This is a genomic window from Pontibacter actiniarum, assembly GCF_003585765.1.
Taxonomy (GTDB): Bacteria; Bacteroidota; Bacteroidia; order Cytophagales; family Hymenobacteraceae; genus Pontibacter; species Pontibacter actiniarum.
In genome coordinates this window covers 4,431,909-4,454,967 of sequence record NZ_CP021235.1, presented here as the reverse complement: position 1 = coordinate 4,454,967, position 23,059 = coordinate 4,431,909, and the positions used below count along the sequence as shown (strand labels likewise).

At 55.4% G+C, this 23,059-nt stretch carries 23 protein-coding genes and 1 riboswitch; of the genes, 10 read left to right on the top strand and 13 right to left on the bottom strand.

The features are described from left to right. Positions 1 to 34: 34 nt before the first annotated feature. From CA264_RS19225 to CA264_RS19210, 5 genes are all read left to right on the top strand, one after another. Positions 35 to 1,222: a THUMP-like domain-containing protein gene (locus CA264_RS19225; protein ID WP_025609023.1), complete on the top strand. Its 1,188-nt coding sequence runs from the start codon at positions 35 to 37 to the stop codon at positions 1,220 to 1,222. Between the two features lie 111 nt (positions 1,223 to 1,333). Next, entirely contained in the window at positions 1,334 to 1,543 is a 210-nt protein-coding gene (locus tag CA264_RS19220) for a hypothetical protein (RefSeq protein WP_025609022.1), read from the top strand. 94 nt (positions 1,544 to 1,637) lie between these two features. Beyond that, positions 1,638 to 1,901, top strand: a complete 264-nt coding sequence (locus CA264_RS19215) for a hypothetical protein (protein ID WP_025609021.1) — start codon at positions 1,638 to 1,640, stop codon at positions 1,899 to 1,901. A 27-nt stretch (positions 1,902 to 1,928) separates the two neighbouring features. Beyond that, a complete protein-coding gene (locus CA264_RS21980) occupies positions 1,929 to 2,102 on the top strand; it encodes a hypothetical protein (RefSeq protein WP_157593750.1) in 174 nt (57 codons plus the stop codon). Between the two features lie 252 nt (positions 2,103 to 2,354). Further along, positions 2,355 to 2,840, top strand: a complete 486-nt coding sequence (locus tag CA264_RS19210; protein ID WP_025609020.1) for a GNAT family N-acetyltransferase — start codon at positions 2,355 to 2,357, stop codon at positions 2,838 to 2,840. Positions 2,841 to 2,896: 56 nt separating this feature from the next. Here CA264_RS19210 and CA264_RS19205 read toward each other — a convergent pair whose 3' ends face one another. Continuing rightward, a complete protein-coding gene (locus CA264_RS19205) occupies positions 2,897 to 3,496 on the bottom strand; it encodes a DNA-3-methyladenine glycosylase (RefSeq protein ID WP_025609019.1) in 600 nt (199 codons plus the stop codon). Between the two features lie 159 nt (positions 3,497 to 3,655). After that, positions 3,656 to 3,864: riboswitch (cobalamin riboswitch) on the top strand. 107 nt (positions 3,865 to 3,971) lie between these two features. Here CA264_RS19205 and CA264_RS19200 point away from each other — a divergent pair. Both CA264_RS19200 and CA264_RS19195 read left to right on the top strand, forming a co-directional pair. Continuing rightward, positions 3,972 to 5,888 (top strand): TonB-dependent receptor plug domain-containing protein, encoded by a 1,917-nt coding sequence (locus tag CA264_RS19200; protein WP_036777573.1) that lies wholly within the window; start codon positions 3,972 to 3,974, stop codon positions 5,886 to 5,888. Positions 5,889 to 5,910: 22 nt separating this feature from the next. Beyond that, positions 5,911 to 7,011 carry a YncE family protein gene (locus CA264_RS19195; RefSeq protein WP_025609016.1) on the top strand — a complete coding sequence of 367 codons (1,101 nt, stop codon included), beginning with the start codon at positions 5,911 to 5,913 and terminating at the stop codon, positions 7,009 to 7,011. 73 nt (positions 7,012 to 7,084) lie between these two features. On the opposite strand, the gene CA264_RS19190 is transcribed toward CA264_RS19195, so the two are convergent. Further along, positions 7,085 to 7,393, bottom strand: coding sequence for a hypothetical protein (locus CA264_RS19190; RefSeq protein WP_051364524.1), 309 nt, complete (start codon positions 7,391 to 7,393; stop codon positions 7,085 to 7,087). 155 nt (positions 7,394 to 7,548) lie between these two features. Here CA264_RS19190 and CA264_RS21975 point away from each other — a divergent pair, with 155 nt between their 5' ends. Next, positions 7,549 to 7,725: a hypothetical protein gene (locus CA264_RS21975; RefSeq protein ID WP_157593749.1), complete on the top strand. Its 177-nt coding sequence runs from the start codon at positions 7,549 to 7,551 to the stop codon at positions 7,723 to 7,725. Between the two features lie 51 nt (positions 7,726 to 7,776). Then, entirely contained in the window at positions 7,777 to 8,004 is a 228-nt protein-coding gene (locus CA264_RS19180; RefSeq protein ID WP_025609013.1) for a DUF2798 domain-containing protein, read from the top strand. A 72-nt stretch (positions 8,005 to 8,076) separates the two neighbouring features. On the opposite strand, the gene CA264_RS19175 is transcribed toward CA264_RS19180, so the two are convergent. Further along, a complete protein-coding gene (locus CA264_RS19175; RefSeq protein ID WP_157593748.1) occupies positions 8,077 to 8,394 on the bottom strand; it encodes a hypothetical protein in 318 nt (105 codons plus the stop codon). Between the two features lie 297 nt (positions 8,395 to 8,691). Here CA264_RS19175 and CA264_RS19170 point away from each other — a divergent pair, with 297 nt between their 5' ends. Continuing rightward, positions 8,692 to 10,893: a B12-binding domain-containing radical SAM protein gene (locus CA264_RS19170; protein ID WP_025609011.1), complete on the top strand. Its 2,202-nt coding sequence runs from the start codon at positions 8,692 to 8,694 to the stop codon at positions 10,891 to 10,893. 70 nt (positions 10,894 to 10,963) lie between these two features. Here CA264_RS19170 and CA264_RS19165 read toward each other — a convergent pair whose 3' ends face one another. From CA264_RS19165 to CA264_RS19120, 10 genes are all read right to left on the bottom strand, one after another. Next, on the bottom strand, positions 10,964 to 11,884 hold the full coding sequence (locus CA264_RS19165; protein ID WP_025609010.1) for a DUF6624 domain-containing protein: 921 nt from the start codon (positions 11,882 to 11,884) through the stop codon (positions 10,964 to 10,966). A 352-nt stretch (positions 11,885 to 12,236) separates the two neighbouring features. Then, entirely contained in the window at positions 12,237 to 14,264 is a 2,028-nt protein-coding gene (gene uvrB, locus CA264_RS19160) for an excinuclease ABC subunit UvrB (protein WP_025609009.1), read from the bottom strand. Positions 14,265 to 14,567: 303 nt separating this feature from the next. Continuing rightward, complete coding sequence (locus tag CA264_RS19155) at positions 14,568 to 15,593, bottom strand: Kelch repeat-containing protein (protein ID WP_084196292.1); 1,026 nt, start codon at positions 15,591 to 15,593, stop codon at positions 14,568 to 14,570. Between the two features lie 9 nt (positions 15,594 to 15,602). Beyond that, positions 15,603 to 17,000 (bottom strand): DUF4270 family protein, encoded by a 1,398-nt coding sequence (locus CA264_RS19150; protein ID WP_025609007.1) that lies wholly within the window; start codon positions 16,998 to 17,000, stop codon positions 15,603 to 15,605. Positions 17,001 to 17,383: 383 nt separating this feature from the next. Next, a complete protein-coding gene (locus tag CA264_RS19145; RefSeq protein ID WP_025609006.1) occupies positions 17,384 to 17,755 on the bottom strand; it encodes a hypothetical protein in 372 nt (123 codons plus the stop codon). A gap of 274 nt (positions 17,756 to 18,029) precedes the next feature. Further along, on the bottom strand, positions 18,030 to 19,724 hold the full coding sequence (locus CA264_RS19140; RefSeq protein WP_025609005.1) for an outer membrane beta-barrel protein: 1,695 nt from the start codon (positions 19,722 to 19,724) through the stop codon (positions 18,030 to 18,032). Then, entirely contained in the window at positions 19,708 to 20,286 is a 579-nt protein-coding gene (locus CA264_RS19135) for an RNA polymerase sigma factor (RefSeq protein WP_025609004.1), read from the bottom strand. The genes CA264_RS19140 and CA264_RS19135 overlap by 17 nt, the downstream gene beginning before the upstream one ends. Before the next feature lie 508 nt (positions 20,287 to 20,794). Then, a complete protein-coding gene (locus CA264_RS19130) occupies positions 20,795 to 21,199 on the bottom strand; it encodes a YkvA family protein (protein ID WP_025609003.1) in 405 nt (134 codons plus the stop codon). Positions 21,200 to 21,296: 97 nt separating this feature from the next. After that, positions 21,297 to 22,037: a shikimate dehydrogenase family protein gene (locus CA264_RS19125; RefSeq protein WP_025609002.1), complete on the bottom strand. Its 741-nt coding sequence runs from the start codon at positions 22,035 to 22,037 to the stop codon at positions 21,297 to 21,299. Positions 22,038 to 22,041: 4 nt separating this feature from the next. Then, positions 22,042 to 22,995, bottom strand: a complete 954-nt coding sequence (locus CA264_RS19120; RefSeq protein WP_025609001.1) for a polyprenyl-phosphate transporter — start codon at positions 22,993 to 22,995, stop codon at positions 22,042 to 22,044. Between the last annotated feature and the right edge of the window lie 64 nt (positions 22,996 to 23,059).

Sequence of the window (23,059 nt, the reverse complement as noted above, 5' to 3'; positions counted from 1 at the left end):
AGTATCTTTGCCTAAAGAACAAGCAGGCCTTACTATGCGCGTATTTACCACCGAGGAGCTAGATTTTATAGGGGCACACCAGCACCAGGACGCTGCCCAGCTGATGCTGCAGGCAAAGCGGTACCCACACCTGCCGGTGCTTGAGTTGGTGCAGCAGATACAGGCGCGGCAAAAAGCTGCCCAGAAGCTGCCAACCTGGGTAGAGCACCCGCAAGCGGTGTTCCCGGTGGCGCTGTCGGTGGAGCAGAGCTCCTCAGAGGCAACGGCGGCCTTTAAGGCTAGCCTGGTAAGCGGTAGGCTGCTGGTAGACCTGACCGGCGGCTTCGGCGTGGACAGCTTTCATTTTGCCCGCAGCTTTGCGCAGGTGACCCACGTGGAACAGAACCCGGAACTGCAGGAGATAGCCGCGTACAACTTCAACCTGCTTGGGGCCGGCAACATCCGGAGCGTAGCGACTACGGCCGAGGATTTTCTAAGGGATTTTACAGGCACGGCCGATGTGCTGTACCTGGACCCGGCCCGCCGTGGCAACCACGCCCAGAAGCTGCACCTGCTGCAGGACTGCGAGCCGGACGTGTTGCGCCTGCTGCCCCTGCTCTTCCAGAAAGCCAACGCCGTACTTCTGAAAGCCTCCCCCATGCTGGATATTGAGCAGGCCGTGCAGGAGCTCGGGCATGTTGTGCAGGTATGGGTGGTGGCTTTGCAAAACGAGGTAAAAGAGGTACTGTACCTGCTACAGCCCAAGGCCCCTGCGCCGGCTGATGTGCCCCGCACGGCTGTAAACCTGCTGCCCCAGGCCACTCCACAGCTGCTTACCTTTACCCGCGCGCAGGAAGAGGCTGCCACGCCAGCCTACACCGACCCGCTCGAGTTTGTGTATGAACCCAACGCGGCCCTACTTAAGGCCGGCGCTTACCGCTACCTGGGCCAGCACCTGCAGCTGGGCAAGCTGCACCCCAACAGCCACCTCTACACTTCGCGGCAGTTGCTGCCCCACTTCCCGGGCCGAAGCTTCAGGTGCCTGCACGTGAGCCGCTACAGTAAAAAGGAACTGCTCCGGCAGCTGCCTGGCAAGAAAGCCAACATCACGGTGCGCAACTTCCCGGAGTCTGTAGCCGATATCCGCAGGAAGACAGGCCTTAAAGAGGGCGGCCACACCTACTTGTTCTTTACCACCGACATGCACCAGAAGCCTGTTGTGCTCGTCTGCGAGAAAGCCTGACGGTTCCTTTCGCCCCCTACTCTTCTCAACAAGCCCATAGCTACCCCGTACAAAGTATAGAGGCCGGCCCCGGCATGGCCCTTTATCATGTACGACTTTAAATTAACAGCTATGAAACAAGAGAAGGATAAAAACCAGGAAGACAGAATGAAGCAGGATGTGAACGAGACCTCGCGGACCATGAAGCCCGGTAAATCGGTAAAGGAAAGCGCCACCAGTTCACAGAACAGCGCTACCTCGCCTACTGTTGGCGGTGGCAGCGGCATCACGAACATCCGCTCCAGCAAGGACGCCGAAGAAAACAGCGATAAGAAGTACTAAGCTAAACAGCTGAACATGAGCCCATGGCTGACGTACACCTGTAGACGGCCTTGCACAAGAGGCTGATTGTTTCACCTAAAAACTACGAAAACAAATGAAAGGAGAAAAGAACAAGCACACAGAGTTCCACGGCTTTGCAAGCAACCCTGAGAAATCGTTTGAGGCGGGTAAAAAAGGGAGCAGACTTGCTGTGGAGGCTTCGCTGAGAAACAGTAACAACAACCCTCGCAACCCTAACGCCCAGACCCAAACTGCTTCTAAAACAGGCAACCAAAACAAGCCAACGCAGGGCAAAGGCTGGCAAAGCGTTGCCGCCGGCTCTGAGAGCGCAGGCAAGAAAGGCGCCTCCGAGGAGTAAGAACAGTTTATTTAACCTACGAGAACCATGAAAGATCAAAATAAAAAACAGCAGTCTGACCTGACTGACAAGAACAAAGGCAACAAAAAGGACATTGGCAACAGCCTGGAGCAGGACGTAACAAACACCGACCTCTCTAAAAGGCAGACACCGCAGGGCCGCACAGACAATGAGCAGGACCGCGAAAGCAAGAAGCGCTAGCCAAGCCTTACACCAATAAAAATAGCCAGCCACAGCACCTGATGCTGTGGCTGGCTTCGTTTTCGCCCCTGTACGCCCTTTCTCCGAGCTATCATAACCCTACAGGGCTGGTGCAGCGGAAGGGCAGGCGGCATGTTAGCAGCTCAAAAAATAACATTGCCATCACACGCGCCGTGTAACAGTTGCTTCGGAATTAAACTATATTAGCTATTCTTTTCGAGTAGCAATCGGATTAAAGCAGCCATAAAACAGATGTTGGCAGGAATAGAGAACATAACAATTAAGCACCTGCACGAAGTGCCTGAGCATTTCGACACGGTAGCCAACTGGATCTACAACCAATGGTGGAAGAAGCCCGGCAATACGGAGGAGGTCGTAAAGGCGCCCCTGCGCGAGCACCTGCAGGGCAAGGGCTTTCCCGCCACGCTGATAGCACTGGATAAGGGCGTGCCTGTAGGGTCGGTGCTGCTGCTGGAGAGCGACGGCGTGGACGAGCTACCCGAACTGACACCCTGGCTGGCGGCCTTATACGTAGCCCCGCAGTACCGCAGGCAGGGCGTGGGGCCACAGCTGGTACAGGCCCTGGAGCAGCATGCCGCTCAGCTCGGCTTCGGGCAGCTATACCTGGTGGCAACAGACCGCGTCGATTTTTACCTGGACCTGGGCTGGCAGGTGCACTTAAAACTGGTCGGCAACACCGGCATCACCATCATGCAGAAGAGCCCCGGCAGACCTTAAGGCAGGCAAGCACTACACTAATTCTCTCCTATACTTCCCGCAGGTGACGGGAGCAACTACCGTTTTTTACTCACCCATTTGCTATCCTTCACCCAGAAGCGCCATGGCAGCAGCGCATCCTCACCGGCGTAGTCTATGCCAACGCGGGGGCCGGTGGCGATGCTTTCGGGGGGCAACGTTACATTTTTGTCTTCCAGCCAAATGGTACTGCCCGTTAGGTCGGCGCCGTAGAGCTTTTTGTCAATGCCCAGTGAGATGCTCAGCACACCGGGGCCGGCGGTCAGGTTGGGTTTTATACTTTGCATCCCCCGCCGAAGCAGCATCTCCTCCACCCCTACCTCTGGCTCTATGGCCCGCACGAGCACAGCATCGGCTTTATCTTGCTTGTTGGTGATGATGTTGAACAGGTGGTACATGCCGTACACCAGGTATACATAAGCCACACCGCCTTCGTGGTACATGATCTCGGTGCGGCGGGTGCGGCGGTTCATGTGGGCATGGCAGGCCCTGTCGTTCTCTCCGGCGTACGCCTCCGTCTCTACAATCATGCCGCCGGTCAGCATGCCGTCCACACAGGTGTACACGTACTTGCCCAGCAGTTCCTGTGCCAGCTGCACCACGTCCGGGCGGGTGTAAAATGATTTCGGGAGCTTCAAGTCAGTTATTCGTTTAGGGGTCTCGTATTCCGATACGGCCCATGAGCTTTTCTGTTGGAGTAGCTCCCATCCCTGCACCGATTAGCTTCCGGGCAAGGCTTCCCCCAGCCTCCCCTCCTCAGCCCTGATTTTTAATTTCTAATTGATAATAAAAATATCTAATTTTGCGCCCAGATTGGTGGCCGTAACTACTGCCGTGGTTATAGCCTTAAAAGGGAAGCAGGTGTAAGTCCTGCGCTGTTCCCGCAACTGTCATCTTCAAAAAAAGAGGTTAATCCAGAACCAACGGCCACTGTGCAGCACTTGCGGCATGGGAAGGCGGATTAACTGAAGAGAGCCAGGAGACCTGCCAGTCCGACATTTAATTAGTCGTATGCTTTCGGGTAAAAAGCTGCACGGTCACTGCTGCGTCTCTGCGTTTGCTGTTCCTGCCTTTCTACCTGCGGCATGCTTCGGGATATAAGCAAGACGTATTTTGGCTCAATTCTCTTTCCTGAATGTATGGCTTTGCGCCTGCCTGAGTGGCATTGCTACCAGCGCAGCGGCGCAACAAGACACTACGCAGCACCAGTTGCGCACTGTAGAGGTTTTCGGCAAGCCTGCCGAAGTGTTTGCCGCCGGCAGCCGCGTGGTGCAGGTAGACAGCACCTTTCTGAGCACCTACAGCTCCAGCTCACTGGCTGAGGCACTGCAGGCACGCTCCCCGATCTACTTTAAGAGCTACGGTGCCAGCGGCATCTCCTCAGTATCGTTTCGGGGGACAAACGCCTCCCAAACGGCTGTGCTCTGGAACGGCCTCAACATCTCCCCTGCCACTTTAGGCCTGACCGATTTCTCCACCCTGCCCCTCAGCGGCCTTGGCGAAGTGGCCCTGCAGCACGGCTCTGCGGCGGCTATGTATGGCAGCGGGGCCATCGGCGGGGCAGTGCTGCTCAACTCCCCCAAGTATAAAACACGTGGGCTGGGAGGCGACGTGAAGCTGGAGGCGGGTAGCTTTGGCCGGTACTTCGGCAGCGGCAGCATAGGGTACAGCGGCAGGAAGTTCTCCTACGGCCTCAGTGCCTACGGCCACATAACCGAGAATAACTTTAAGTTCAAAGACCTTAGCCGGTACAAAGCTCCGGAAGTACGGGAGGAGCATGCGGCGGTGGAGCAGCGTGGCTTTACCCAAGACCTGCGCTGGCACCTGTCCCCTAAAACAGAGGTGGCCGTGCACGGCTGGTACACTTTCTCCGACCGGGAGCTGCAGCCGGCCATGGGCTCGGCCAACACCAACTCCAGGCAACTCGACGAAAGCCTGCGCCTGATGGCAGAGCTGCAGCACCAGAGCCAACTGGGCCAGACAAGCGTGAAAGCGGCTTTCTTTAATGATTACCTGCACTTCACCGACCTTAGCAATAACTCCAAAGCAGAGGTGGGCACCTACCAGCTGCAGGCAGAGCAGACATACACCCACGGAGCGCGCTGGAGCCTGCGTGGCGGCGTGAACCTGCAGCGGTTTGTGGCAGAGAACGACGGCTATGAGGCGCAGGCAGACGAAAACCGCGCCGCCCTGTTTGCCCTCTTCCGCTACGACCCGGTGCAGCCGCTGCAACTAACGCTTAACCTGCGGCAGGCGCTGGTAGAGGGGTTTAACCCGCCGCCAACGCCCGCCCTGGGCTTCAACTGGAAATTCTTCAACAGCAATCGGCACCAGGTTTCCCTCAAGGGCAACACCAGCGGCAGCTACCGCGTGCCCACCCTCAACGACCGCTTCTGGGTTGGGGCAGGCAACCCGGAACTGCGCCCCGAGCAGGGCTGGAACCACGAGCTGGGCCTGCGCCACGTGCTGGTACAGGGCAACACGCTGTTGCTGCAGACCGAGGCCACTGCCTACTACATGCTGGTGGACGACTGGATACAGTGGGCACCGGGTGCAGGCGACGTATGGCGGCCAACCAACCTGCACAAAGTGGAGAGCAAGGGCGTTGAGGTCAGCACGACTGCCACGGCTACGCTGGCCGGGGTAAAGCTCAACAGCACGGCCGCTTATACTTACACCTCCTCTGAGCAGGTGGAGGTGTACGAGGGCAGCGGCGACAAAGGCAAGCAGCTCATGTACGTGCCGCGCCACAAGGCTATTTTCTCTACGGAGGCGGCCTACCGTAACTGGACGCTGCTTGGCAACCTGAACTATACCGGGCTGCGCTACACCAGCAACTCCGAAACCACCAGCCTCGACAGCTTCCTGCTCCTGCACCTGGCCCTGACCCGGAAGCTGCAGCTCGGGCAGAACTCGCTGCTGCTCACGCTCCGCTCAGACAATGTGACCAACGCTGCCTACCAGACCATGGTGTCCCGGGCTATGCCTCCGCGTGGCTATACCTTCAGCATTCGCTTTATCATCCCTTAACTTATACCATACTTAAACCATAATGAGAAAATTAAACTCTTTCCGCAGCTTTTTTCTGGCTGCCACGCTGGCAATCGGTTCTTTTGCCTTCAGCAGTTGCAACGATGACAACGACGGCCCAAGCGGTGCCTATGCCGAGGATGGCGTCTTTGTTGTAAACGAGGGTAACTTCACAAACTCGAATGCTTCTATTTCCTTCTACAACAACAATACAGCCCAGGTAGAGCAGCAGGTTTTCGAAACTACAAACGGTCGTTTTCTTGGTGATGTGGCTCAGTACATGACCATCTATGGAGACCGTGCCTTTATCGTGGTTAACAACAGCAATAAGATGGAAGTGGTGAACGCTGCCACGTTTAAAAGTGTGGGAGCAGTAGAAAGCCTGAATCAGCCGCGCTACTTTGCAGCGTTAAACAACGACAAAGGCTACGTTACAGAGTGGCTCAACTATGACCCGACCACCTTCGTGTACCCTACCGGCCGCATTTCCGTGGTAGACCTGAGCACTTACACCGTTACCAAAACCATCGACGTAGGCGTGCAGCCGGAGCAATTGGCCGTGGTAGGCGGCAAGCTTTATGTGGTAAACCAGGGCAGCAACACCGTTTCCGTTATCAACACAGCGACAGACGCGGTGGAGAAGACCATACCGGTGGCCGACTATCCAACCAGCATCGCCGTAGACGCCGCCAATAACCTGTGGGTACTGAGCAGCGGCAACAAAGTTTACGCCAATTACCCAGAGGTAGACCCTGCACAAAGCACTGCCGGCGCATTAACCAAACTCAACGGTGCAAACGGCGCCGTACTCGGCACCTATACCTTCCCGGATGTAGCGGCATCTGCAAGCCAGCTGGTGCTGAACGGCCCCAAGAACAAGCTCTACTATATCTACGACGGCAAAGTGTATCAGCAGGACGTAAACGCCGAGAGCCTTAGCCACTCCGCTGTTGTTGAGCGCAGCTTCTACGGCCTGGGCGTTGACCCGGACAACGGCTATATCTATGGCGGTGAGAAGAACGGCTTTACCGGCGACGGCACCGTGTATGTGTACCGCCCGGACGGCACGCAGGTGACCAGCTTTAAGGTTGGCATTGGCCCGAATGGCTTCGTCTTTAACTAGACGCCTCCACAACAAGTATAAAAAAAGGCAGCCTCTGTTCGGAGGCTGCCTTTTTTATACTTACAGCAGAGTTCTACTGATCCAGTTCACCCCGTTCGATGCCGTCGCCCTTGCCGTCGTAGGCACCGTCGCCGAGCGCTTCCCTGTCGTTGTCGCTGTGGTTTTCGTGGTCGGCATGGTCATAGTACTTTTCCAGACTATCGGTGTCTTCATAGCGCGTATCCTGGTCTCCCTCTTCCCCTATCATCTCGCCTGCGTCTTTGATGTCGCTGCGTTCCACGTTCGTTTCTCCCGGCCTGGTCCCTTTGTCGCAGGCTGTAAGGCCGCACGCGAAGAAGGCGGCAACAGTTAAGCTAAGTATAGTTGTTTTTAGTTTACTCATATTCATGCTGTTCAGCGGTTTCAGTTTAACATGGTGCGGCCGCTGCGTTGCATCGCCGCCTTTTTATGTACGTCCTGTCCCGGTTTATAGTTAAAATCCGCATCGCTGGGGCAGGCAGTCCGTACATCAGCATAAACCACACGTTAAAACCTGCCATGGAAGAGAACAAGCAACACCGACCACCCCAGGAGACCACAAAGGACGACTCGTCCGACGTGGAGAAAGTACGCCAGGACAAACAAGGGCCTCCGCCCCAGAAAGCGGCAGACGACGACCAGCAGCAGCCACCACGCCGCCGCGAGGAGGAAGAGGCGGAAAAAGGGCACGCCTGACTTTTTATTGTGCCGGCCGCCAGCGTACCTTTGCCCCTTTCGTGAAAGCCTATGAAAAGAGTCGCCATAAAACCGCAGCTGCGCCGCAGGCTGCTGCTTATCGCCATCACAAGCCTGCTGCTGGCATCGGCGCTGGAGCTGTATACCTTCGGCCTGCACGCCGACTTTCCGGGCCGGTGGCTGCGCAGTTTCTTTGTATTTTTCGTGATGATCTCTGTAACGGTGCTGGCGATCGTGCCCGGAGTGAATTACGGCGTGGCGAAGGTGTGGAGGAAATAACCTCCTTCGGGGAAACAGATAAAACAGAAAAGCCTGCGACAGTACGTCGCAGGCTTTTGCTTTTAAAGGGTATCAGTTAGTTAGTGGCATCTTCAGGTATGTGGCAGCAATAGGATGCAGCGAGCTGTCGGCATGATGCAGCAGCTCGTCTTTACGGAGCACTCTGCCGGGCTCCATCGCCAGCAAGTCCCCAGCGGTGTCTCCCTGGGTGGCCTGGAGCGCGTGGCGCAGGCAGCAGTCAGCCTGTTTAGCCAACGCCACGGGCGCCGCTTTAAGGGCCGCCGCCGCAGAGGCATCCTCGTATGGCGTTTCCGTTTCCTGCCAGTGCAGCACATAGGCAGCCAGTATCAGCAGTGCCAGGGTCAGCAGCATGTGTAGTGTTTTTCGCATACTCATAGCCGAATAGTCCATCGTTGTAGCATCAGAGAGTAAGTCATTATCCTTCAATATCCTACCACTTATCAAAGATAAGTAAAATAAACAAACTTATAAAAATATTTACATAAAATACTGGATAATAGTTATACTTATATCTGTAGATATAGTTACATGCTTCCCCCTCACTGCTGAACCACTGTGCCACCCGCACTGTTGCAATGGCGGCGGCGTTTAGATTATGCGTCAGAAACTCTGTACTTTTGTAATCGGCCCTGCCGCCGCCAGTTATACTTTAAAGCTATACTTACCTTGGAGAAGCCAACTATACTGCTCATCACGCCCCCGCTCACACAGCTCAACACGCCGTATCCCGCTACCGCGTACCTGAAAGGTTTTCTGGGCGGGCGGGGCTACAGCGTAACGCAGGCCGACATGGGCATTGAGCTGGTACTGCGCATGTTCTCGCGCAGCGGACTGCAGCAGATATTTGCCTCCATTGAGCAAGGTGCCTACGAGCTGTCGGACAACAGCCTGCGCATGCTGCGCCTAAAGCGGGAGTACCTGAGCACCATAGAGCCGGTTATCCGCTTTCTGCAGAACAAAGACCACACACTGGCGCAGCAGATAAGCTACAGCCGGTTTTTACCGGAGGCCTCGCGCTTCGACCAGGTGGAGGACATTGACTGGGCTTTCGGAAGCATGGGCATTACCGACAGGGCCCGCTACCTGGCCACATTATACCTGGAGGACCTAGGCGACCTGATTAAGGAAACCATCTGCCCCTATTTTGCCTTTAGCCGCTATGCGGAGAGCCTGGCGATGTCGGCCACCAGCTTTGACCCCTTGGAAGAAGCCCTGCAACCAGCGCCGAATATGGTGGATACCTTGCTGCTGGAGCTGCTGGAAGAGCGCCTGCAGCAGGTAAAGCCGGATGTGGTTGGCTTTTCCATCCCCTTCCCCGGCAACCTCTACGGCGGCCTGCGCATGGCCAAGTACATAAAAGAGAAGTACCCGCAGCTGAAAACGATGATGGGCGGCGGCTATCCAAATACGGAACTGCGCAGCCTGCGCGAGCCACGCCTCTTTAAGTACATTGATTTTGTAACCCTGGATGATGGCGAAGGACCATGGCTGAAGCTGCTGGAGCACCTGCAGGGCCAGCGACACGTGGAACAGCTGCAGCGGACGTTCCTGCTCCAGGATGGCGAAGTACGGTACGTTAACGGAAGCACGGACGCCGATATTCCGCACACGGAGGTGGGCACCCCGGACTACAGCGACCTGAAGCTGCAGGACTACCTCTCGGTGATCGATGTGATCAACCCCATGCACCGCCTCTGGAGCGATGGCCGCTGGAACAAGCTGACCATTGCCCACGGCTGCTACTGGAAACGCTGCTCCTTCTGCGACATCACCCTCGACTATATAAACCGCTACGATGTGGCACCGGCAACGCTCCTGGTAGACCGCATTGAGCAGATAATAGCCCAAACCGGGCAAGCAGGCTTCCACTTTGTTGATGAGGCCGCTCCCCCTGCCCCACTCCGCGACATGGCCATTGAGCTCATCCGCCGCGGTGTGAAAATCAGCTGGTGGGGCAATATCCGCTTTGAAAAAACATTTACCCCGGACCTGTGCCGCCTGCTGGCTGCCTCCGGCTGTATTGCCGTATCAGGTGGCCTGGAAGTGGCCTCAGATAGGTTGCTGGCATTGATGGAGAAGGGCGTAAGCATAGAGCAGGTGGCCCGGGTAACCGACAGCTTTACGCAGGCCGGCATTATGGTGCATGCCTACCTCATGTATGGCTTCCCGACGCAGACCGCCCAGGAAACGATTGACTCACTGGAGGTGGTACGCCAGTTGTTCCTGAACAATGTCATCCAGTCCGGCTACTGGCACCGCCTCAGTATGACGGCGCACAGCCCCATCGGGAAAAACCCGGAGAAGTACGGCGTGGTGAAAGTGGGCCCTGAGGAAGGACTGTTCGCCAACAACGACCTTTGGCACGAAGACCCCACCGGCACCGACCACAGCCTGTTCGGGCAGGGGCTGGCGAAGGCTATCTATAACTATATGCACGGGGTGGCCCTGGAGGAGCCGCTGTCGTTCTGGTTCGATTTTAAGACGCCACGCCCTAAGCTCCGCCCCGACCTGATCTACAATGCCATTCAGCAGCCGCCAAAGCCGGATGCGGAGCGCCGGAACGCGCGCGCGCTCTGGCTGGGAGGCATGCCCGAGATAGAGTTCACCATGTACGCCAAAAAGGGGGAAACACTGGAGCGCTGCCTGCTCACGTTCTTTGAGAAGGCCGAGGACTTCCAGGTAAAGACAACCGCCACAATTGGGCAATGGCTGTTCGATGCGCTCCAGAAGGTAAGGCCAGAGGACCAGCCCGTAACCCTGAAGCAGCTGGAGGAGACCTTTCCGGGGGAAGCGCACCTGCACTTTTCGGAGTTCCTCAGCTCCCCCACCTGGTTTGAGCTGCGGGAGAAGGGGCTATTACTGTTGTAAAGTGGCTATAACGTATAAAGGCCGAAGCTGATCACCCGCTTCGGCCTTTATACTTCTTATACTTGGAGGTTTACTTTTCGGCGCTTGCCTGCGGCACTTCATACTCCAGGCCGAACCGTTTCATGTAGTCCTGTAGCGGCTCCATGCCCATTTCCTCCCGGCGCTTGTTTACATTGGCCTCGTCTTCTATCTGGTAGAGCTCATACTTTCCCGTCTCTTTGTTCATTCGGAGCTGGCTTCCGTAGAGCTGCGGCTGGCCGTTGTTCATGCGCACCCTGTCCTCCATCAGTGCCACCTGGCCCTTGGCTGCCTCGCCTTTTTCCGCTGCTTCGCGCAGCAGGGGCAGGTACTTCTCCATTGTCTCTTTATCTGAGTGCTGGATAACCAGAAACGCCGCTGCATTGGCCTGTAACCCTACCAGGCTTTTGCCCGGCCAGCCATGCTTCTCTAAAATGGCCACCACCTCGATCTTGTTTTGCTCATCCACCTGCCGCATTTCCTCCCAAAGCGCCTTCATTTCGGGCGAGTCGTTGCCAAACTCCTTCTGCGTTGGCTCCACCTTTAGCCGGATGGCCTGGTCTGTCTCGTAAATCCTCTCCAGCTGCGCTTTCAGAGGTTTGTTGTAACCTGCCTCCAGAGCGGCTACTTTTTTCTCCAGGCCCTGCACCAGTGCGGCCCAGCGCTTATCCTGGTGCAGGCTGTTCAGGTCGGCGTCCTGCTTTAGGTGTGCCAGGTTGCTCCAGCCTGTGTTTACAGCTTTACCCAGGTAGCCAAACGCTTTGTTCTTGTCTCCTGCCAAAGCCCAGGAGCAGGCGGCGTTGTAGTAGTCTGCAGGGTTGGCCTTGCCTTTCGCCAAAGCTTTGTCGTACAACTGCCCGGAGGCTTTGTATTCCTTCGCATCATACTTGGCATTTGCCTCGCCTACACTCTGTGCCGAAGCAGCCACAGCCATACTGGCCACTAACAGCGCTGTTAAAAAGTTTCTCTTCATAGCATTTTACATTTTGTATACATGAATATAATAAGTTTACGTTTGATAAACTAAAAACTTAGTTATAAAAGTGTTCTTTTTCAGAATTTTTTACACCCCCATGCAACCTCAGCCTCCTTTCCGGCATCTTCATACTGTAAGCCGGCACTAAAGCTGCCAGCTTACAAACTACTACCTACTACCAAATAAAACTATGAAGAAGGCCTGGCCCCATTCCTGCTTTACTAGGAGGCAGGGATGGGAGCGCCAGGCTAAACAGTGCCGCAATCAGTTTTCTGCAAATAAAGACGGGCGCCCGCAGCAATAGCTACAGGCGCCCGTTCTTTTATACTTGTACTAAGTCTGGCTTAGGTTAGTCGCGCTTAGATTTGAGCAGCTTGCGCAGGTCGGCCAGTTCGTCTCTGTACTTGGCGGCCTGCAGGAAGTCTAGATCCTTGGCGGCGGCCTCCATCTGCTTCTCCGTTTTCTTGATGAGCTTCTCCAGCTCATCCCGCTTCATCGTCTGGATGATCGGCTCGGCTGCAATAGACACCTCCTCTGGCCCGGTGTACATCTTCACCTCCTTCTTCTTAGAGTCAGCAACAGAGGTCTGTCCGTGGATCTCATCGCTCGTCTTCAGGATAGTGCGCGGCACAATACCGTGCTCCTCGTTGTAAGCCATCTGCGTGGCGCGGCGGCGGTTGGTTTCGTCTATGGCGCGCTGCATGGAGTCGGTCATACGGTCGGCATACATAATCACCTTGCCTTTCTCGTTTCGGGCAGCCCGGCCCATGGTCTGGATCAGGGAGCGCTGGTCGCGCAGGAAGCCCTCCTTGTCAGCATCCAGTATAGCCACCAGGCTCACCTCCGGCAGGTCCAGGCCCTCGCGCAGCAGGTTTACCCCGATCAGCACATCGATCACCCCCAGGCGCAGCTCCCGCAGAATCTCTACCCGGTCCAGCGTTTTCACCTCCGAGTGCAGGTACTTTACCTTAATGTTGAGGCGCTCCAGGTACTTGGCCAGCTCTTCCGACATGCGCTTGGTAAGCGTCGTCACCAGCACGCGGGCCCCCTCTTTCACGCGCTCGTCAATCTCATCCAGCAGGTCGTCTACCTGGTTGGTGCTCGGCCTGATCTCAATCTCGGGGTCCAGCAGGCCGGTCGGGCGGATGATCTGCTCTACAATCACACCTTCCGACTTCTGGATCTCATAATCTCCCGGCGTAGCGCTCACAAACACGACCTGGTGCATCAGGCTCTCGAACTCGTTAAAGGTAAGCGGGCGGTTGTCCATGGCGGCCGGCAACCGGAAGCCATACTCTACCAGCGCCACTTTACGGGAGCGGTCGCCGCCCCACATAGCCCGCACCTGCGGCACCGTTACGTGGCTCTCGTCTATCACCATCAGGAAGTCATCCGGAAAGTAGTCGAGCAGGCAGAAGGGGCGTGAACCCGGCGCGCGACGGTCGAAATAGCGGGAGTAGTTCTCTATGCCGGAGCAGTAGCCTAACTCCCGGATCATCTCCAGGTCAAACTCCGTCCGCTCTTTTATGCGCTTGGCCTCTGTTGGCCTGTCCTCCTTCAGGAAGTACTCGTGCTGCGCCACCATATCATACTGAATCTCGTGGATGGCCTGGTTCAGCGTTTCCTTGCCCGTCACGAAAAGGTTGGCCGGGTAGAGCGTCACCGCCTTCTCATCCGACAGCTTCTTGCCAGACTCGGGGTCAATGCGGTGTATCGCCTCCAGCTCATCCCCAAAGAAGTATAAACGATAGGCAAAGTCGGCGTAGGCCGGGAAGATATCCACTGTATCGCCCTTTACCCGGAATGTTCCACGTGTGAACTCCGCCTCGGTGCGGCTGTAGAGGATCTGCACAAACGTATACAGCAGGTTATTGCGGCTGTAGCGCTGCCCCGGCGCCAGGTACAGCACGTTCTTGCCGAACTCCTCCGGGTTACCGATACCGTAGATGCAGGACACCGACGCCACCACCACAACATCGCGCCGGCCCGAAAGCAGCGCCGAAGTTGTGTGCAGGCGCAGCTTTTCGATCTCCTCATTAATGGCCATGTCTTTCTCGATGAACACATCGTTGGAGGCAATGTACGCCTCCGGCTGATAGTAGTCGTAGTAGGAGATGAAGTACTCCACCGCATTGTCCGGAAAGAACTGCTTAAACTCGCCGTACAGCTGCGCGGCCAGCGTTTTGTTATGGCACAGCACCAGTGTTGGCTTGCCCGTGTTTTTGATCACGTTCGCCATCGTAAAGGTTTTACCCGTACCTGTGGCACCCAGCAACACCTGGGAGGGCTCACCTTTGTTGATGCCCTCGGTGAGTTGGGCTATGGCTTTCGGCTGATCGCCGGTAGGTTGAAATTCTGAGGTTAACTTAAAATCCATTCGCTTGTTTTACGGATTAGTAAAGATAAACTATAACATTTAAAATCGGCAGTAAGTTTAGCCAGCGCTACAGTTACACCTCTCTACGGCGGCGGCAGCAAAAGGCTCAGAACGTAAAAAAGCCTGCTGCAGAACAACAGGCTTTAAACTACATTACAGAAAATCAAATTTAGGGGCAGATGCAGGAACTGCTGCTGCCTTCTTACTGATGACCCGCCCGGGGCAGCGGCCGTTGCAAGCAGGCATAAAAAAAGCAGCCGGCGTTTAAACCGGCTGCTTCAGGTACAGGAACTGTAAACCTTCTTATTTTTCGACTATGAGCGTCGGGTTCAGCTTCCAGAAATCGTCAGCATAGAAGCTGCCGGAGTTGCCAAGGCCAACATAGCCAGACTCCCCGATCCCAAAGCCAACGGCCCCTACTCTTAAACCGCCTTTAAAAACGTTCAGCTGTGTCCAGGTATCGCTCAGCGGGTCATACTTCCACACATCGGCCAGCGCCGAGGTTCCCCCTGCGGTACCACCTACCAGGTAGGCGTTGTTGTTGATGGTGAACGCGGTGCCATACATACGCGACACAGGGAACTCTTCTCCTGCGCGGTCCGCCTCTTCCAGGCCTTTCTTGTTGCTCCACTCGCCGGTGGCAGGGTCAAACTCCAGCAGGTCGGTCTGGTACACGCTGTTGTTCTGCCCGCCGCCTACATAGCCTTTGCCATTCACCGTAAAGGCAAAGCCGTTCAGGCGCTTGGCCCCTTTCAGGCTTACCTGCTCCGTCCAGGTGGCGGTGGCAGGGTCGTACTGCCAAAAATCTTTAAGGTAGTTGCCGTCGAACCCGGCACCAACGTAGCCTTTGTTAGCCAGCGACATGGCAATGGCCCCATAACGGGCAGTGGCCGGGAAATCTTCAATCTGTACCCACTCGCCGTTGCCTTCTCCTGCATTTGGGTCAAACTCGTAGAAGTCCTTCAGGTAGCCGTTGCCGTCATAGCCTGTGCCGATGTAGCCTTTGCCATTCGCAGAGAACCCTACGGCACCGCTTCGGGCCGGGCCAGGCAGGTCTGGCAGCCTTTTCCAGTCGCCGTTCTCCGGGTTAAACACCCAGAAATCTTTCAGGCGCTTGGAGCCGTCGTGGCCGGTGCCCACGTAGCCCTTGCCATCGATAACGAACGACACGGCGCTGCTACGCGCCACGCCAGCAAAGTCAGAGCTTTTTTGCCACTCGCCCAGCAGTACTTCATCGTCATTGTCTGAGTCGCAGGAGGAGAACACGCACAGGGACAGCACAAAAGCTGCTACCGCCCAAAAGCGCATGTTTTTAAAAGGATTTTTCATAGTTGTGGATTATTGGATTGTGGTATAGTAAACTTTAAGCTTGATGTTCTTGATGTTCTTGTCCTGCGCCCCCACAACCAGGCGACTTACAGCGGTATTAAAGCCTGAAGCCGGTGCAATGTACAGCGGCTCGTTTATGAGCTGCTCGTTTTTCAGCCTGCTGATCAGGTACTCGGTGATAGAGAACTCATAGTGCCCCGTTGTCGCGTTTTCGCTATCCTTAACAAAGCCGGAAACAACAGGTGAGCCTTTCGTATCATAGTCGTAAGGCAGCGGGCTGTAGGTCACGCCCGTATTCTGGTTTGTTCTGTATATGCCGACAGTCGTCGGCACCGGATATGGATAGGTAGTAGTCGCGCTTCTGAGCGGCTCTATTACCAGCACGGCCTTGTTGATAAACTCCGGCTTCAGCTGGGCCTTCAGCTGCTCCAGGTACGGCAGCTCCAGCTTAATCATCAGCCCTGTGCCTGCCTGCGCCACGCTCATACCGTTTGTAGCACTGGCGGGAAGGATGTTGTTGTCTTTCAGGCCCTCCAGCGGCGAGCCTGTAAAGTCAGATGTGATCCTGTTAAACTGCAGGGTAGGGTTGTTCAACGGGAAGTTTAGCGTTTTAGCCACTCTTGTGCCACCCGATGCCGCAGGCTCTGAGTAGTACAGCTGCACCATTACCCCAGAGGACGCATTGAAGCCAAGCACAGAGGTGCTCTGAGAAGCCTTGATGCCCAAGCCTTTGAAATACGTGATAAAGTTGCTTGTCTGCTTCAGTTGCTCTCCTCCTGCCTTGCGGATATCGAACCATGCCTGGCCCAGGGCATCCGGCAGGTCCACCTGGAGTGTATCCTTTTTGGCTACTCCTGGCTGAAAGGTAAAGCTGGTCAGCGGCTCATCCTTTACAGCTATCTTGCTCTTGTTGTACAGCGCAGACTGACGGTAGAAATCAGAGACAGGGCGCTCATTCGGGTAAATAGGCGGCAGTTCTCTAAGCTTCAGGTCCGAGTTCAGCTCGTACACCTCATACGTGACCGCATTGGTGGTGTCGCCGTAGTAGTAGCCCGATAACGGCAGAACCAGCTTGATAGAATCATAAGTGGCTTCCGTTCCGATGGTCGCTGCGCTACCGATACCCAGCTGGAAATAGGTAGAAGCGTTTAGGGTGCCTGTCTGAGGTGTGGCATACTGCCCTACCAACAAAGCACCTGTTCCGGAGGTATAGACAGAGTCCAGCAGTACGGTAGACACATCTACTGTGAGTGTGTCTGTAAACTTGCCGGAAACGTTATCCTCTACCAGCTCCAGGCCCAGTTCGTTCGGGTCCTCGCAAGAAGAAAGAGCCAGTGCTGCACCAAGGCAGCAAAGCAGGTAGTTAAACTTATTCGTGAAGAGGGTTCTTGTCTTGGAAAGTAACATATATTAACTGTGAAAACAGGTTTCCCCAAACAAAACACGGCGGTTTGGTCGGTTCTTACCTCGCCTGGTTATAGAAGAGAAACATGGTGTATAAAATCCTTTCTTCCTTATAGCTATAAAAGCCACAACTTATTCCGGTTCAAATATAACACTATATTTTCTTCAACTGAAAGATATTGCAATCTGTAAACTGCAATACACACAGATTATTGCACAGCAGCACAAGGGAAAATACGCAGGCAAAAAAGTTGTGCCGGGCAGCCGGTGCAGTGCCGGAGGCACGCAGCAGGGGTATACAAAAGACCTGCTTGGCAGGCCCTCTGTATCTCTTTTATTTATTCATTCACACTTAATCTCAATACATGTTATGTTACAAAGGTACCTTACCGTACATCTTCCCCACAAACAGCCACTATCCTAACGGCGGGGTAGAGCATGGCTGTCGAGACGCAGGTGGGGCCGTAGGAGCCGTTTAGCTCCAGGCGCACGCTTACTTTTGCGCCGGCCCGCCGGAACTGCTCCGGCAGGTTATCTGTGGTAACGTAGCCGCCCTGCAGCTGCCCCACATACGTGCCGGATTTCCCCTCCGCCTCATCCGTATCGTCTTCCAGCTTCAGGAGGTACCAGCCTTGCTCACAGTCCTGCCCTACCACCTCTACCGCTTTGCAGGCCGGCACAGGAGCGCTTTTGGTGCACCCCATCGCCAGCAGCGCCAGGCAGAGGTACAGCAACGCAATGTAGAGGAGGCTTTTCATAGTTGTTAAATTGCACTAATGGTGGTAAACGTAACGGCAACCCGGCAGCTTTACCTGCAGGCGCTTTTCATAGCTTAGAGTGGCACACTTAAAGTACAGCAAAGGCGAGCAGCACCAGCAGCAGATACCATCCGTACAGGTTTTGCTGCGCTACAATGGCGCATACCTGAATAAAGTCTTGCAGTGGTTTCTTAAGCATCGGCTTTATCTTCTTCTTCAGTATTAGGACCCCATACCAGGCCCGCGCGTTGCATGGCCTGTGAGAAAAAACCGGTTACCTGCGGCCGGGCCCAAGGTCATAGTTCACCGCCATGTTCAAGCCCATGGTGTATGGCTTGCCCTGTGGTGCATGCGCCTTCTCCGGGGAGGAAAGCAACGTATCGAAGTACCCTCTAAACTCCGGGCCAATCGTGACTGACAGGTTGTTAGACAGGCGCTTACCCAGGCCAGCCGTAACGTTCCCGGACCATTGCAGCTTACGGAACGGCGAATTGTCGTCGCTGACACCGTAGTCGATGTCATTCACATCAGAGGCGGAGGCCAGGATGGACGTCTGCAGCAGTATGTTCGCGGCGACACCTCCCCCGGCGAACCAGAACCAGTCTTTGCTTAGCTGGCCCTCGTACTGCACCCCTACCGGCACCGTCAGGTGGCGGTAACGGTACTGCACGTTAAATTCCTCTGCTTTGGTTACATTTAGCGAGTCGGAGGCAAAGTTACTGCTCAGCGACGGCAGAAAGATGGTGGTTGGTCCGGGAGAAACCCGCTCCTCAGAGTTGGGCTTGTTCCAGAACTGCTGAATCACGTAGCTGGATTTTGAGCGGGCCGTATTCTGCGTAAAGCCGAGGCCGCTCAGCAGTTTCCATTTCTTCCCTAGCTTAAAGCCCGCTTTCACCTCTACCCCGAACGAGAAGCCAGGCTCCACCTCCTGCTCATACTCTTCCCGGGCCTCCTCTACCATGGCGGTTGATTCCTGGATCGCAGAAGGGGGCATTAAGGTTTTGAAGCTGCTTGGCCCCATCATTTGGGTGGGCATGCCTATATTCTGCTCAAAATAGCTGGGCGTGTAGGCCATTCCCAGCGACCATTTGCCCGCTGAGCCACTGCGCTCTTCTTTCTCCGTTTTCCCGGCGACGGCCAAAGCCTGCTCGGCTTTGTAGCGCTGCAGCATTTGCTCCTGCTCCGCCTGTACTTCCTTTACGCGGTGCATCACCGCCTCATTTAAGCTTCTGAAGTCAGCAGCGGCCTCTCCGGCCTGCTTTGTTGCGGCAAAGGCCGGGGGTGCTGCGGAAAAACCAGCTTTTACAGGCATCCCCGTCAACGCCTCCCGTGCGGAAGGGAACATAGAGAGAACGCGCTGGCTTGCCTGCTTTCCGCCGTTGCTCCCAAAGGAAGCGGTGTACGTTGCGCCCGGCACAGCGTGCCAGGCGCCAGGCTCTGTTGCCACGGCGCTAGCAGCATCAGCTACGAACGCCTCCTCGGCCCCTGCTATAGTTGCTGGTGTCGCCCCTGTTTGCGCGGAGCCGGATGCTGATTTCTTCGCCAGCTTTGGTTTTGCCGCCTGCGCAGGCCGCCTTACGACTACCGGCTGCTGCACGGCCTCCTGCATTGCCGCAGCAATGGCTTCGTCGGTTACAGGCCTTTCTTCTGCCGTTGCCGCCGCCATGCCTGCAGAGGCCACAGCCGCCGCCGCGCTTTGCCCCGGCTGCACATGCGCCAGTGGTGCAGGCGCTGCGCCTTGGAGATAGTACACCGCCAGGCCTCCCGCTACGATCAGCAGCGTGACACAGGCTGCGGCCAGCTGCCTGTAGAACAGCATGCCGCGCTTGTACTGCCCGTTTTCCTGCACCGTAAGCTGGTGGTCTATGCGAGACCAAAGGTCTGCGGACGGAGAAGCCTCAGCGTCGTGCATGCGGCGCTGGAACTCTTCTTCCATTCTCCCCCGCTGGTTATTAGTTGCTGATGACATGTTCCTTAATGTTTTCTTCCTGGCGCAGAAGCATATTCTGAAGTATGACTCTGGCACGTGAATACTGTGATTTTGAAGTTCCCTCTGATATGCCCAGCATCTCGCCAATCTCTTTGTGGTTGTAACCCTCTATGGCATAAAGGTTAAACACCATGCGGTAGCGTGGCGCGAGGCTCTGGATCATACTTAGGAGTTCGTCCAGGGAGTAGCCGCTTAGGTTCACATCATCAGCGCTAAGGTTTGCTACCTCCTCCGACTCATGCGACACCGTCAGCAGCTGCTTGCTGCGCAGATGCTTTAGGGCCGTGTTGATCATGATGCGGCGAATCCAGAACTCCACCGGGCAATCCCTTTTAAAGGTCTGGAGATTGTTGAACACCTTCACAAAGGCATCCTGCATAATATCCTCCGCCTCAAAGGTCGTGGGCGCGTAACGCAGGCACACCGCCATCATTTTCTTGGAATACAGGTCATAGAGCAGGCGCTGCATGTCGCGCTTGCCCGCGATGCATCCGTCTATGAGTTTTTCCTCGTCAGATTTAGGTTTTGAAAAAAGCTTCAAGTGCTGCCTGTTTTACGCTTGTGTACCTCTATGATTCCACGCAGAGCCGGATGGTTGCAAGCAGGTAAAAAATAATTATGGAACAGTTGGCTGCCCGGGCGCGTGCTCACAAAGCCGCTCCGCCAGCAGGTAAAGCTATGAAAATCCGATGGTTGAAGCCACACCTTCTAAAAGAATTATTTAAAAGTAGCTACCCATAATCCAATATATCATTAGAAGCAGCCGCATGCTGCATTCCGCAATTAAGGACATGCAAGCAAGGTGGCAAAGAGCGTAAAGCAGGAAGGGAACAGCGGTTCAGGGCAACGCTTAATTGCCAGCCGGAAGCAAATGGGAAAAGCCTGCTTTCCGGGGACGCAAAAGTCGCCCCCCAAACAGCGGCAAGGCTACTACAAGTGTGCACGGGGTAAAAAAACAAAAGCCTCCCGGGTATGGGAGGCTTTCTCTTTCGCAGCAAGCTCTTAGTAGTTGTAAATCATCTTAAACCTTGCTCGGAAGCACTTTATACTTAGTAGAGTATATCCAGAAATAAAATTTTGTAGCCGATCAGCGCTGTTAGCGTCAGCAGCAGCAGCCAAGTATAGCTGATCACTTTCAGGGCCACGACCGGGTTACCGCTTTCGTAGCCCATCTCCTCGTATGCCTGATGCTGTGCCTCTTGCACCACCTGCTTTGGAACCAGCCGGTAAGAGCCGAACAGCCCCAGCGTCACCAGCAACACATCATCCAGGTACCCGAAAACTACCCTCAGGTCCGGCACCAGGTCCAACGGGCTAAGGGCATAACCGATAGCCAGGGCCAGCAGCACCCGCACATACCACTTTACACGGCTATCGCGGTAGGATAGGTACAACGCGTAGACGGCAGTGTTGAAAGCATGCGCTTTATGCTTTAGGGTGTTAAAGTGCGGCATGGTATCGGGAGTTGGGTACTTCCCTCCTTCTACGCACATAACACAGGACAAAGTTGCACTGCAGGCATACTTTTTAGTGCCTTTACAATTGTACTGTTTAATATTCGGAATTCCAAATGCTCCAGGCAGCGTCGGCCTGGCGATAAAGCATCGGCAGGCCATTGAGGGTTTTAGCGCCGTTAGCGGCACTTCTCTGCATGAGCAGCGTTTGTTCGGGGTTGTACACCAAATCGTAGATGTAGTGCTCAGGCGTTATGCTACTGTAGGGCAGCTCCGGCGCCTCCTGCACCTGCGGGTACATGCCCAGCGGGGTGGTATTCACGACCAGGTTATACTTTTGCAGCAGCGCCGGCGTCAGCTGCCTGTAGCTTAGCTGGCCCTCCGCCTCCTGCCGCGACACCCGCACGTACGGTACACCCAAGGCATCCAGGGCTGCCCAGACGGCTTTGGCCGCGCCACCCGTGCCCAGCACCAGCGCCTGCCCTCGCTCCTGCTCCGGGTAAAAATCCTCCAAGGAGCCTTTAAAACCCAGGAAGTCGGTGTTGTAGCCTTTTGCCTTACCGCCGCTTATCTTGATGGTATTCACCGCACCGATTTTAGCAGCAGCGGCATCCAACTCGTCCAGCAGCGGCATTACCTGCTCCTTGTAAGGCACGGTCACGTTCAGCCCCACCAGCTCCGGCTCTTGCCGCAGCAGCGCCGGCAGCGCCTCTACCTGCGGTAGCTCATACAGCTCATAGGCAGCATCTGCTATGCCTTCGCGGGCAAACTTCTCTGTAAAGTACTTCTTAGAGAACGAGTGCCCCAGCTTTTTACCGATGAGTCCGAACCTGCGCATACGCCTATACTTTAACCTGAGGGGTGGTGGTGTCGTCGGTGATGCGGTCCACGAAGTACACCAGCATAAAGCCAAAAACGGCCAGCAGTATGCCGTACATCAGGTACGGCTCCTGCCCTGTGAGGGCTTCGTAGCTTCCGGGCAGCACGTTTTCCTGCACCAGCGGCTTTACCTCCCCGTGGCGGTCGGTATAGGTTTCCAGCGTTTGCTTCCACGGCCACACTTTGTTCAGCGAGCCGACCATAAAGCCCGTAAGCAGGGCCACTGTTACATTATGATGCCGCTTCAGCATGTAGTTAAGCACATGCGAGAAGGCCAGTATCCCGGTAACGCAGCCAACGCCAAACACGGCCACAATATCGACCCGCAGCTCTTTTACGGCGTTAAGTATAAACTCATACTTGGCCAGCAGCACCAGCAGGAAGCTCCCGGAGATACCCGGCAGAATCATGGCGCAGATGGCAATGGCGCCAGACAGAAAGATAAACCAATACGCCTCCGGACTTTGTGTGGGCGTGGCCACTGTGATGTAGTAGGCAATTGCTGCTCCGGCCAGGCCGGCGAGTAACACACCGGGTGTCCAGCGGGTGATCTTCTTGCTCACCACCACGGCAGAGGCCACTATCAACCCGAAAAAGAAAGACCAGAGCATCTCCGGATGGTTCTCCAGGAGATACAGGATAAGGCGCGACAGGGAAGCGATGGAGAACAGAATGCCTGAGATGAGCACCACCAGGAAGTTGCCGTTAATGTGCTTCCAGAAACCCTTTAAGTCGAAGCGCAGCAGCAGCTTTAGCGCCTCGCCGTTTACCGAACGGATAGAGCCCAGCAGCTCCTCATAAATACCGGTGATAAAGGCAATAGTGCCACCAGAGACACCGGGCACCACGTCAGCGGCACCCATACCTACGCCTTTAGCAAACAGCAGCAGGTACTCTCGTAAAGATCTTCGTTCCATTTTTTGTGTTATTGCGACAGCTGGTGTGCGCCTGGTTAAAAAGAAATTGCCCGTGCGGCCACAC